Here is an 11,295-nt window from a genome sequence, read left to right on the forward strand (position 1 = left end):
GTCCGCCCTTCTCGGCGGAGCCACACGGGTGGGGAATTTCGATGAGCGTCAGTGGGGAAATTCAGCGAGCGCGGTCAACATGCCCCGCAGCGACGGAGCCAACACAGTGACTACTGACCGGCTCACCGAACGCTAGCTCAAGTCGGACACATCTGGAAGACATTCAAGGTTGAGTTGCCCGCCGACCCGGACGCGCTGGTGTTCCCGAGTCGCAAGGGCGCGTTCTTGCCCCTCGGTGAGTACCGGTGGGCATTCGACAACGCGTGCGCAGAAGTCGGTATCCACGGGCTGGTACCGCATGGCCTGAGACACTCCACCGCGTCGCTGGCGATCAGCGCAGGCGCTAACGTCAAGGTCGTGCAGAGACTGCTCGGACACGCGACCGCCGCGATGACGCTCGACCGCGACTGTCATCTCCTCAACGATGATTTGAGCGGTGTGGCCGATGCGCTGGGCAAGGCAATCGACAGCACTGCGGTATCGCTGCGGTATTCAGGACGAGGGACGAGCCTGAGAAGGCATAAAGAATGCTCTGAGCTGCGAAGCCCCCATAGCCCAATTGGCAGAAGCAGCGGACTTAGAAAAAAAATTTGCACAGTGTCGGTTCGAGTCCGACTGGGGAAGAAACCTGGTAGTACGGCCTTCGATGCCGCCGCAGGACACCACCCCCGCGAGCGACGGGATCGCGGCGGCGAGCGCGGCTCGGTAGCCGATAACGGGCTCCGCGTCGTCGAAGCTGCGGTATCCGAGCGATCTCCGCAGACGCCGGCACCTGGATCTCGAGGGTGTCGGGATCTGACGAGGACTCCGGTGATGTCGTAGTGGAAAGCACGATCGCAATCGCGCCGACGACTGTCCTGCGCGATATCCGCTGGAACCTGCGGCCCAGACCAATGGTCGTGGACGTGCGTTGAATGCCGACCCGCGGGGGTGGGTCGCGTTTCCAGGTGACGGACCGAAAGCTGTATTTCGTGCTGTCGTGACGCACGAGTGGAGGCTTTGAGAATCCGTTGAGGTCGACGCCCGATTCTCTTTTCAACCACGAAGACCGTGGCTCCACGAAAGGAAAAGTCGATGACCAACACCCCGTTCACCAAGCACGCAGGGACCGTCGCCACCTTCGGCGCGGTCAAGAAGCTCGCCGCCGCTGCCGCCATCGCGGGGGCCCTGGGGCTAGCTGGCCTCGGCATGGCCGGCATCGCGTCCGCGGCACCCGCCCATGACGCCGGGGCGGCGCACTCCACGTCATCCTCCGAGGATCACGCCGGCTCGGTCTCCGCGCCGCACGTGGAGTCGTCGGCCCCGCATGCCGAGGTGTCAGCGCCGCATGCCGAGGTCTCCGCCCCGCACGTGGAGTCGTCGGCCCCGCACGTCGGGTCGTCTGCCCCGCACGCTGAGTCGTCCGCTCCGGATGCCGACGCGGCCGCGCCGACGGGTGACGACGTAGTCCACGCCCACCTGATTCCCGGCGTGAAGCTCGTACCACCGGCCGCCGACTCGTCCGCGCCGGCCGCCGAGTCGTCGGCGCCGCACGCTGAGTCGTCCGCTCCGGATGCCGACGCGGCCTCGCCGACGGGTGACGACGTTGTCCACGCCCACCTGATTCCCGGCGTCAAGCTTGTACCACCGGCCGCCGAGGCTCCGCAGACCGCTCATCCGACTCCGGACTCCACGTCGAATCCGAACGAAATCGGCATGGTCTACCCCTCGGGCAGCATTTACCCCAACCCTCCCGATTACGACCCCAACTGCGGACCCGCCTGCTACGAGGTGATTGACGAGTGAGGCGCGCGACAAGCAAGTGAGTTGAGTGGGTAAGGGCAGGTGTTCCCAGTGGAACACCTGCCCTTACTCCGTTTACAGATCGGACCCCGAGGCGGCAGGCATTCACGTGCGACACCCTCGCGACGGCGTTCACCTGCCCGCTCGACTCGGCGCGCGACGCCTTCAAGGCGTACTTCCTCCCGTTGCGGTCCGTTGATGGAAAGGCAAACGGCGCAATGGTATTCGACGTCGCGAGGATCGTGTAACAGCAGACCACCGCGCCCAGTGTCGGTTCGAGTTCGAGGCGCCCAGGTCATTGCCCGACTGGCTGGATTCGCGTAGGTGACCCGTGAGCAGCCGATTGACACAAACCCCCGAGGCCGCCGTCCGCAACGGCGCTGCTGGCGCTCACCGCCACTGCTCCCGGTGGCGAGCCGCACTTGGACATCATCGCGGGGGCTAGGTCGCGAGATGTCCCGCCAGGACGCCGCTCGGGTATTAACGTGTGCGTAATTGATCGCCACGGTGGGGGGTCCCGTGTTCCGGAGCGTACGGTGAGCGTCCGAATCGACGCCGATCACGGCCCGACGCTGGCGCGCCATCGCAGCGGTCGCTCCGTGCTGGCCGTGGTCTTCCTCCTGCTCTTCGTCTTCTCCTACAGCGAAGAAGTCGTGTCCGGCGCGCTCGAGGCGATCGACCAGGAAAACATGCTCGGCTGGCTGATCGGGGTTGGTGGGACTCGACGCCGCCGTGCTCGCCGTCGTGGGCCTGCTCAAGCGTGACATCACCGCAGCCGACGGCGGGGTCTCCCGGCTGTGGCGTCCCTGGTGGGTGGCGGTCGGCGCCGTGCTCGGACTCGACGTCTTGTTGTGCCTGCTCCCCGAGGACCATCCGTTGTGGCTCCATCTGACCTTCTCGGTCGCCATGGCCATCCTGATGGGACTCGTAATGGCGTTGTCGCTCAACGCCGATCCAATGACGATCCTCAGCGGTACACGACGAGCCGCGGCACCGACCGACTGGATGCGGGTACGGGCCGTCGTTCCCCTCGTCGTGGGCGCCTTCGTGTGCTACCTGGTCGCCACGGCTTTCAACGACTTCTTCGACCTCGATACTCAACGGGCTCTCGACCCCGACCTGGCCGCCGAGGTCCACGCGATGCCGTTGCCGAAGCATCTCGGCGCCATGGCGACCTTGTGCGAGGGTGCGGTGAGCCCGGCGTTCTTCTACCAAGTGGTCGCCGTGATCCCTCTGCTTCTGCTCACCCTCGGCGTGGAGTTCACCTTCTTCCGGCGGGCTCTGGCCGAACCGGTGCAGCGGGCGGCAGCAGCGGCGACCGTGACCGTGATGTCGATCGGCCTCGTGCTGGCCTTGTCCACGCTGCCGTTCGCCGGGATCGGGTGCGGTCAAGTGTGGGGGTACTGGCATGAGTTTCTGGCGTTTGTGGTGTCGGTACAGGGTCTTGGCACAGGTCTGGCGACGCTGGTGTGGGTCCTCTTGGTGAGCGATCCAGACCGCCGCCTCGTGGGGGTTGATGATGGTTAAAGCCGTTGTCCGACAGGCTGATCGCGCTATCTTCGGCATCGTTTTCCTGATGCTGTTCGCCTTCTCCTACAGCGAGCAGCTGGTCTCCGGGGTCTTCGAAACCGACGCCGGTCAGGACCGCTGGCGGGTTTTGGTGATCATCGTCGACGCCATCGTGCTGGGTGTGGTCGGCGCGCTGAAACGCGTGGTGACTAAGACGGACGGCGATGCGCCGCGGCTGTGGCGCTGGTGGTGGGCCGGCGTGGCAACCTTGATCGGCGTCGATCTCCTGCGCCTCGTGGCGGTCGGTTCGCTGCCTGTCGACGTGCTAACGGCCACCATCTATGCCGCCGCCTTAGGCTTGACCATCGCGGCGTCGCTGAACGCCGACCCGCTCACGTTGTTCAACAGTCGGCGTCGGATTGCGGCGCCGACGGACTGGGCCCGAGTCCGCGCCATCGTGCCCCTCGTCGCCGGAGCCTGGCTCTGCTACTTGGCCGCAAGCGCCTACGTGGACCTTTTCGACGTCGACACCGACCGGACAGTCAATCCCAGGCTCGAAGCCGCACTCGAGACGCTCCCGGCCGCCGAACAGATGTCGGTGCTCTCACAGCTTTGCGAGGGCGCGATCAACGCCGCCTTCTTCGAACAGGTCGTCGCGGTCATTCCTGTCCTACTCCTCGCGATCGGTGTGGAGTACAACTACTTTCGTCGCACCCTGGCCGATGCCGGACAGCGTGCCGCCACCGCCGCTACCGCAACGGTGCTGGCCGCCGGGCTCGTTGGGGCGCTGTCGACGTTGCCGTGGGACGGTCACGGGTGCGGTGACGTGCTGTCGCGTTGGCACGAGTACATCGCCTTCCTCTTGGCCGTCCAAGGCGTCTTCACCGGGTTGGCGACGCTGATCTGGCTGCTGGTCTCGAGCACACCCGACGGCTTTGACGAACAGGACTCGATGGCCGCTTCGGAACACTGAAGCGCAACGGGCGGTAAGCGGGGCGCGCAGAACGGCGTCCGTCAGGTCATTGCCGTCGGTAAAGGCGGCCGTGCATGCGCAGCCAGGCGACGTTTCCGTTCGGGTCGCGCACGAAATTGGAACGGGTGCCGATGGGTTGACCGTCTGGATCCAGGTCCAGTCCATAGTCCGGCCGGTAGAAGGCGAAGCCCAGATGTGCGCTGGTGTCGGCGTCCTCGTCGGGGTGAGTGCTGGGATCGGCCAGGTCGCTCATGGTGCCGTGCAACCGGCCATCCCCGCCGTCGAACTCGATGACAACCTTTTCGAGGCTGCCGGATTCGGTGATCTGCTCCGTCACGTATCGCCCTTCGTAGGGCGCGAGGTCCGCCGCGCTCAAAGTTTGCGGTTCCGCTGGCGTATTGGTGATCCCCGCAAACCGGCGCAGCGCCCAATCATCGGCGAACAGGTCGGTCGTGAGCTGCGCTCCGCCCTCGGAGTTGGTGAGCAAGGTCATCGCGAAGTTTCGGCTGGGCACCATGAAGAAGCCCGACCTTTGGCCTTGCCAGGTGCCGCCGTGCTGCACGATCGTCTCGTTCTCGGCCGAGGGGCGCAGCATCCATGTCACCCCCATCCCGGTGAGCTCGACCTGCAGCGTGCCGCCGGCACCGGGGTTGGAGCGCATCGCCACAAGTGCTTGTTGGCTCAGCAGCCGAGTGCCGTTGGGAGCGGTACCGTCACCGAGATGAAACCGCGCGTAGCGCAACTGATCGCGCACGCTGGAGATCAACGAGCCGGTCGGGTTGCAGCTGCGCGGGAACCCCCAGAACCCGGTGTCGACAACGGGTTTACCGTCAACCACGTTGTGGGATACGGCGATATTGAAGCCGATGATCTGGTCCGAGAAGTACCGGGTGTGCTGTAGCTCGAGCGGATCGAGCAGCAGATTCTGTACCGCCGCCTCATAGGTGGACCCGGTGACGACCTCGATGATCCGCCCCGCCACGACCAATCCTGCATTGTTGTAGGCGAATACGGCACCCGGCGGTGTCAGTTGCGGCAACCGGGTCATCGACGCGACATAACGCGACAGCGCGTCATCACCACGGCCGAAGTCCTGCAGATCGTCGCCCAGCCAGCCCGCTGTGTGGTTGAGAAGCTGACGCACGGTGACAGCGGCGCTGGCTGACGGGTCCGCCACCGCGAAGTCAGGAAGATAGCGGCGGACCGGAGCATCGAGGTCCACTTTGCCCTGATCCACCAGCCGCATCAGCGTCGTACCGGTGAAAGTCTTCGTGGTGGAACCGATGCGGAACACCGTATCGCCGTCGACCGGTACCGGATGGTCGACATTGGTGACACCGTAGCCCTTTATGTACTCCTGGCCGCCCGCCAGGACGCCGACTGCCACCCCCGGTATCGCATAGGCCTTCATGCCCTCTTCGATCTTGGCGTCGAGTTCGTCGAACCCCGTTGCCACGTCGGACGCGGATGTCGTCGTGGGTTCCGGCGAAGGGTTCGACGAACATGCGGACAGGGCCAGCGCAGCGGCCCCGGCGACGGCTCCTCCCAGCAGGCCGCGACGCGAAATCCCCGCGACATCCGACGCCGCGGTCATGGTGGCGGGATGATCTCGTACGGCGGTGGTTGTGTCGCGCCGACACAACTCGTGTCCGGTCGCCCCGGATTGTCGTAGAAGGAGGCAATCACCTTCGCCCCGCAGTCATTCGTGTACACGCCATGAGCGACGCCGGGCACCGTCACGACGTGGGATTGCGAGAGATGTTGCGCCACATACTCACCCCATTGGGGTCCGGTCTGTCCGTCGTAACTCCCCGACAGAACGAGCGTCGGGATCGCGCTCTCGGTGACCGACCGGATCTCATCGGGCGCCTTGGGCACATCCCAGGCTGCACAGGCGTCGCGCAGGAAAGGCAGTTGCGGCGCTTGGGCGCGAACCGACTCGGGAAACTCCGGAAAGGCCTGCTTTGCTTTGTCGAGTTGATCCTCGACCGATTCGAACGGGACCCATTCACGGCACCACACGCTCAAGGTCAGGCCCCAGCCCATGGTCCCGACCCGCTCGGGATTGGCCCACACTTCGGCGTACAGCTCGGCGATCCGCCTGGGATTGTTTCGAGCCAGTTCGTCAATCGCGGCCGGGAACTCCTCTGGGAAGTGGGTGGCCAGCGGGACGAACCAGTTCAGTAGCGCGCCCCCGTCGAGGACGACTTTGGTGTCGCCGACCGACGGGACGGCGACCGTGGTGGTGACTGGCCGCTCTTCGAGCTGATTGACCAGTCTGATGAACGACTCGGCGAGGTCGGGATAGCGCGCCTGACATGCGGGCTGTGCCACGCATGCATTGGTCATGTTGTCGAACGCCTCTTTGGCGCTGCTCCACGTCCACCCGGGGGTGGCGGCCGAGGGTGGTGCCACCCCGTCGAGGGTCACCGACCTGATCCCGTCGGCGTCGTGCCGCATGTAGATCAGCGCGAGATCCGTGCCATACGAATGCGAAAACACATTCCACTGGTCGACACCCAACGCTGTCCGCAGGTCCGCAAGGTCATATGCGCTTTCGGTGGAGTTGAACGCCGCAAAGTCGGCCTCCGGGGCCAGGCGGTCGCGGCACGCCCGGGCCGCCTGCACATACTGATCGCCGGTGGAGGCCGCGTCATAGACCAGCCCGACCCGGCGCGCGTAGAACTGGTCGATCTCCGGGCAGGTCAGCGCCGGCTTCGACGAGTGAGTCCCCCGCTGGGACAACAGGATCAGATCCCGGTTGCGGTTGATGCCCACATCGTTCGGAATCGGCGGATCCGCGACCGCGTCGCCGCCGGGACCCCCAGTGAGGAACACAATCGGATCCGGTGAGGGTGGCTGCGTCTCCGACGGAATGATCGCCACCGCCAAACGGAGCGTGCGCCCGCCGGCCTTGGTACGGTCCTCGGGCACCACCAACTCCCCGCACCGGGCACCTTCCAACTCGGGCACCGGTTGCGGTGTTTCGGGGCAAGGCCCGGCCACGAATTGCGCAGGCGGATGTTCCACCGTTGTCGGCGTTGTCGGCGACGGGGCGCCAGCGGGCGGTGCGCTCGAGTTGCCGCACGCGGCGCAAACCACGACCACGATGAGCGTTAGCACAAACCCCACCCGGCGCACTGGACGCGCGGTGAGCGCCCAACCGTCAACTGGTGGAAACGGTCCCGCCCACGTCACGGCAGAAATCTTGACACACGAACCGAGCGCCGGTCATAGAAATATGCCGAACTCGCCAAGGGCTCCGCTGCGACACGGTCCACCATCGACCGTCAGTTCAGCGCGAGGTTGACGGCGACGACGAGCCAGCCCATTCCCGCATTCAGAAGGCCGATGACCACCGTCCATGCTCGGGCAAGCCTGGCCTGGCGAGCCGCTATCACGCCCCAGAAGAAGAGCAACACCACGTTGAGGTTGAGCGCGACCGTGGTGTAACCGATGGTGACTCCACCGTCGGGATGCTCCCAGTCGTCGGGCCAGTCAAAGGCTGCAGCGAGCAGCAGCACGGCCAAAGTGGGCAGGGCTGCCGCGACGACGGGCCACCCACTGGCGACATTTCGCAGAAAGGCGGCAATGTACTGTGCGCCTCCGGCCTCCTCGTGGCTCGAGACATGCAACCCGTACGCCCGGGTCAGCAGGCTCAACGCCACACCGAGGAGAATCCATGCGATTTCCTGCAGTGGGTTGCCACCGCCTTGGGCGGCCAGCAAGAGGGTCGTCATGATGGTGCCGGTGAGAAACGCGGCCAGTGTGCTGGACTCCAACCTCACAAGCTGCAAGCGTAAGCCGCAATCACGCCTCCGCGCCGGACCGACGCGGCCTATGACGCCTATCGTTGTCAGAGTTGCTTCCCTGAATGGTGGCTCAGATACGCTGTGATGCAAGGACGTATCGTCCTCAGCGGCGATTTTCAGCGCGCTCGCGGATGCCGAGCAGCATCTTGCGGTACATGGGGAAGTCGGCGAGTTCGAGGATCGGGGCGAAAGCCAGCCCGCCAGGATTGGCGTACGAGATTCGCAGCCTCGTGACGAGCCGTGTGCCACCGGAGGGTAGCGGGCGAAGGATCCACGCCCACGTTCCGGCGTTCACATGCCGCCACACCAGCACATGCGGCACAGCGACCTGTGCGACGCGCCACGGCGAATCATCCACTCCCTGAAGTGGATTCATTGGTGCCGCCGGGTCACCCACAGCGACCTGTTGCCACTGCGGCAGCACACTGCGAGCACTCGGGCGGCCGAGATTGTCCAGAAGGTCATAGGAGTACCAGCCGGCCTTGCCGAATCCCAACTGGACGATCCACGGCCACACCAGTGCGGGGGAGGCGTGGATCGTCATGGCGCGCGTCGCGCGCATCCCGAAGCGCGACACCGGATATTCGTCTCCTGGGAGCCGCTCGCCCTTCTCGGCTCCGGTGGCACCCCACCCGGTGTGCCAGCGCCGCGCGGCCGCGGCGACGGCGACTCCCGCCACCACGCATGCGGCACGTCCGAGTATCACCCTCGCATCGTTGCACCGATGACCGACGATGGCAGGGTGGGCGGCATTGAACATGCCGCATGATCGGAAGCACCGCCGTCCGCGTTGTTCGCCGATTGTCGGCTCCGCGCGGACCGCCAGTATCGTGGCCTGGTGCGATCAGTCGGGCCGATCCGACGCAGGCGATTCGTCAGGAGTATCGGGCGAATCGCAATCGCTCCGGCCCTGCTTCTGGCAGGTGTCCTCAGCCTTGCCATCGATATCAGCGCATTCAGCGGACGGTCCGACGCGGCGCCGGCGGATGCGGCCATCGTCCTCGGCGCGGCAGTCGATGACGATAAGCCGTCGCCGGTGCTCGAGGAGCGATTGCGGCACGCGGCGGCCTTATACACGTCCGGACAGGTTGAATGGGTTGTCCTGACAGGCGGTGTAGGACAGGGGGACACGCTCTCCGAATCCCAGGCAGGGCGCGACTGGCTGATCAAGGCCGGGGTGCCGGCGGACCGCTTGCTCATCGAGAACAGGTCGCGCACCACCAGGCAGAATTTCGTCTACGCCCAGCCGCTGCTCGCCGAGCATGAAATCAACCGGGTGCTCATCGTCAGCGATCCGCTACACATGCGCCGTGCCACCCGTATCGCCACCGACATGGGTCTCGACGCGCATCCGTCACCCACGCCCAGCAGCCGCTACAAAACCCTTCACACGCGAATTCCGATGCTGCTGCGCGAGGTGTACCACAGCGTGCAGTACTTCATGACGCGTCAGTGAGGAGCGATCACTACGGCTACGCCGAGGCGGCCAACGCCTTCTCGTCCTCGTCGGCGAAGGTGTCCTCCAGCGTCAGCGGCGAGTAGTCCAGGTCGATCTCACCGACCGGGCGGCCCCGGGCACTGCTAATGGTGCCGAATCGCCGCATTCCCTTGTCGCTTGCATACTGCTTCATCTCGCCGGCTTCCAATCCGAACGGAATCTCGTCGTAGAGAGTCGACCCGTCATCGGCGTTCTGCAGCACCAGTGGAATGAGCTCATTCATCCGCTCCTCGAACACCGTCCAGTTCGAGTCATCGGCGGCGACGTGGCGTCGACAGGTGAATGTGCCCCACGCCATGTGGCGCCGCTCGTCGTCGCCGATGCGCCGCACCAACTCCTGCATGCCGGGCAGGATGCCGCGGTCCACGCAAATACGGTGCCACGCATAGTATCCCGTCAACGCCATCATGCCTTCTATGACGTGGTTGTAGGTCGCCGATGCGCGAACCTGCGCGGCGGGGGACGGGTCGGCGTTCAACATCTCCAGCGAACACGGCAGTTCGTCATAAAAGATTCGCCGGTACGACGGAAGCTCATCGAGGTAATGGTGGAGGTCGTCGGTCAGCCCGACGGCGTCCAACCACATCCGGAACACCTGGGTGTGCTTGGCTTCCTCGAACGCGAACTGGGTCAGATACATCTCGTCGCCCAAACGGCCTTCGGCCCGCATCGCGGCCATGAACGGCTGGATATCCTGGGTGACGGCTTCTTCGCCGGCGATGAACTGCGCACACAGTCGTGCGGCGTAATCGCGCTCGAGTTCGGTCAGGGACTCCCAGTCCTCCCGGTCGCGGGAGAAGTCGATATCGGCGGGATTCCAGAACTTCGCGTTGCCCCCTGCGAAGAGCTTCAACGGGAGGCTGTCCCAGTTGAGGCCACCGGCGTCGAGTGACGCTGAGTTCCTGCGTGTCATTGTTGGACCTCCTTGGTCATTGTTCGGGCCGGGCTGCGGCTGGAGAACGCTTCGGCCAGGACGGATACGAGCCTGCGCACCGCGAGTGCCGGCTGATCGGGAGTCGGATCGTCGAGGCCGAGAACCGGATCCATGCCGCGCACGTAGGGCGCCAGCGCCATGTGGGGGAAGATCATCAGCAGCAACGACAACAGCGCGTCGGTGTCGCAATCGGCACGCAGGTCTCCGCGCGCATGCGCATCGCGTACCAGCGGCCGCAGAACCTCCAGGTAGTGGCGATGGATGACTGTGTGCACGGAAACTCGTGCGTCTGTGTCGATTTCGAAGTTCGATGCGGCATGCAGGGCACGGTCCTGCGGGTGCTCGGCGAAATAGGCCACCCAGGTGTCGAGCAGATCGGTGAGGAACTCGAAGAAGGGCCGGCTCGGGTCGAGCTCCCGGATTCGATCTTCGATATACGAGCGCACCCGCTGGCTGCCTAGATCTGCGATGTAGGCGTAGAGGTCGCGCTTGTCGGCGAAGTACTGGAACAGGCTTCCCTTCGCGACACCCGCGCGGCGTGCGATGACGTTCAGGCTGCCCTGGGAGTAGCCGTGCGCCCCGAACTCCGCCTCCGCCGCTTCGATCACAGCGGCGCGCCGGCTCGGGTCGACCCGAGCCCATGTCACAGTTGGCATCCACACCTCCCAGCGATGACCACTGGTCATATTACTGTGAGCGACGTCACAGTCAAGGGGTCTGGCCGGATCGTCTTTCAGTGCTGAGCCGACGCACGACCGTGCCAAATGCGATGGTGGCGAGTGGATCA

The 11,295-nt window shown here is 65.1% G+C and carries 11 protein-coding genes and 1 pseudogene; 6 read left to right on the forward strand and 6 right to left on the reverse strand.

The window, feature by feature from the left end; genetic code table 11:
- Positions 1 to 171: 171 nt before the first annotated feature.
- The 5 genes and pseudogenes from AU192_RS24995 to AU192_RS25000 all read left to right on the forward strand — a co-directional run.
- Positions 172 to 495, forward strand: a pseudogene (locus AU192_RS24995) (tyrosine-type recombinase/integrase); the annotation flags it as partial.
- Between the two features lie 579 nt (positions 496 to 1,074).
- On the forward strand, positions 1,075 to 1,785 hold the full coding sequence (locus AU192_RS06160) for a hypothetical protein (RefSeq protein ID WP_133148015.1): 711 nt from the start codon (positions 1,075 to 1,077) through the stop codon (positions 1,783 to 1,785).
- A 533-nt stretch (positions 1,786 to 2,318) separates the two neighbouring features.
- Positions 2,319 to 2,546: a hypothetical protein gene (locus tag AU192_RS26205; RefSeq protein ID WP_341271743.1), complete on the forward strand. Its 228-nt coding sequence runs from the start codon at positions 2,319 to 2,321 to the stop codon at positions 2,544 to 2,546.
- On the forward strand, positions 2,497 to 3,309 hold the full coding sequence (locus AU192_RS06165; protein ID WP_341271744.1) for a hypothetical protein: 813 nt from the start codon (positions 2,497 to 2,499) through the stop codon (positions 3,307 to 3,309). Before AU192_RS26205 ends, AU192_RS06165 begins: the two co-directional genes overlap by 50 nt.
- Before the next feature lie 49 nt (positions 3,310 to 3,358).
- Entirely contained in the window at positions 3,359 to 4,264 is a 906-nt protein-coding gene (locus AU192_RS25000; protein WP_341271745.1) for a hypothetical protein, read from the forward strand.
- A gap of 46 nt (positions 4,265 to 4,310) precedes the next feature.
- Here the strand turns inward: AU192_RS25000 and AU192_RS06175 are convergent, their stop codons facing one another.
- The 4 genes from AU192_RS06175 to AU192_RS06190 form a co-directional block, all read right to left on the reverse strand.
- On the reverse strand, positions 4,311 to 5,858 hold the full coding sequence (locus tag AU192_RS06175) for a serine hydrolase domain-containing protein (RefSeq protein WP_082694922.1): 1,548 nt from the start codon (positions 5,856 to 5,858) through the stop codon (positions 4,311 to 4,313).
- Entirely contained in the window at positions 5,855 to 7,237 is a 1,383-nt protein-coding gene (locus AU192_RS06180) for an alpha/beta hydrolase (protein ID WP_233151493.1), read from the reverse strand. Before AU192_RS06180 ends, AU192_RS06175 begins: the two co-directional genes overlap by 4 nt.
- A 317-nt stretch (positions 7,238 to 7,554) precedes the next feature.
- Positions 7,555 to 8,052 (reverse strand): hypothetical protein, encoded by a 498-nt coding sequence (locus AU192_RS06185; RefSeq protein WP_064394912.1) that lies wholly within the window; start codon positions 8,050 to 8,052, stop codon positions 7,555 to 7,557.
- A gap of 127 nt (positions 8,053 to 8,179) precedes the next feature.
- Positions 8,180 to 8,782 carry a hypothetical protein gene (locus AU192_RS06190; RefSeq protein ID WP_064394984.1) on the reverse strand — a complete coding sequence of 201 codons (603 nt, stop codon included), beginning with the start codon at positions 8,780 to 8,782 and terminating at the stop codon, positions 8,180 to 8,182.
- Positions 8,783 to 8,866: 84 nt separating this feature from the next.
- On the opposite strand from AU192_RS06190, the gene AU192_RS06195 reads away from it, so the two are divergent.
- Positions 8,867 to 9,532, forward strand: coding sequence for a YdcF family protein (locus AU192_RS06195; RefSeq protein WP_242656911.1), 666 nt, complete (start codon positions 8,867 to 8,869; stop codon positions 9,530 to 9,532).
- 16 nt (positions 9,533 to 9,548) lie between these two features.
- Here AU192_RS06195 and AU192_RS06200 read toward each other — a convergent pair whose 3' ends face one another.
- The gene (locus AU192_RS06200) at positions 9,549 to 10,487 is read right to left on the reverse strand and encodes a R2-like ligand-binding oxidase (RefSeq protein WP_064394913.1); all 939 of its coding nucleotides are present in this window, start codon (positions 10,485 to 10,487) and stop codon (positions 9,549 to 9,551) included.
- Positions 10,484 to 11,164, reverse strand: coding sequence for a TetR/AcrR family transcriptional regulator (locus tag AU192_RS06205; RefSeq protein WP_064394986.1), 681 nt, complete (start codon positions 11,162 to 11,164; stop codon positions 10,484 to 10,486). Before AU192_RS06205 ends, AU192_RS06200 begins: the two co-directional genes overlap by 4 nt.
- Positions 11,165 to 11,295: the final 131 nt, after the last annotated feature.

Source organism: Mycobacterium lehmannii (assembly GCF_001499925.1).
Classification (GTDB): domain Bacteria; phylum Actinomycetota; class Actinomycetes; order Mycobacteriales; family Mycobacteriaceae; genus Mycobacterium; species Mycobacterium lehmannii.

What these genes read in the sequence shown, in the direction of transcription:
- AU192_RS06160 (WP_133148015.1), top strand. Translation starts at nt 1,075, where the DNA reads ATGACCAACACCCCGTTCACCAAGCACGCAGGGACCGTCGCCACCTTC.
- AU192_RS25000 (WP_341271745.1), top strand. Translation starts at nt 3,359, where the DNA reads ATGCTGTTCGCCTTCTCCTACAGCGAGCAGCTGGTCTCCGGGGTCTTC.
- AU192_RS06175 (WP_082694922.1), bottom strand. Translation starts at nt 5,858, where the DNA reads ATGACCGCGGCGTCGGATGTCGCGGGGATTTCGCGTCGCGGCCTGCTG.
- AU192_RS06200 (WP_064394913.1), bottom strand. Translation starts at nt 10,487, where the DNA reads ATGACACGCAGGAACTCAGCGTCACTCGACGCCGGTGGCCTCAACTGG.
- AU192_RS06205 (WP_064394986.1), bottom strand. Translation starts at nt 11,164, where the DNA reads ATGCCAACTGTGACATGGGCTCGGGTCGACCCGAGCCGGCGCGCCGCT.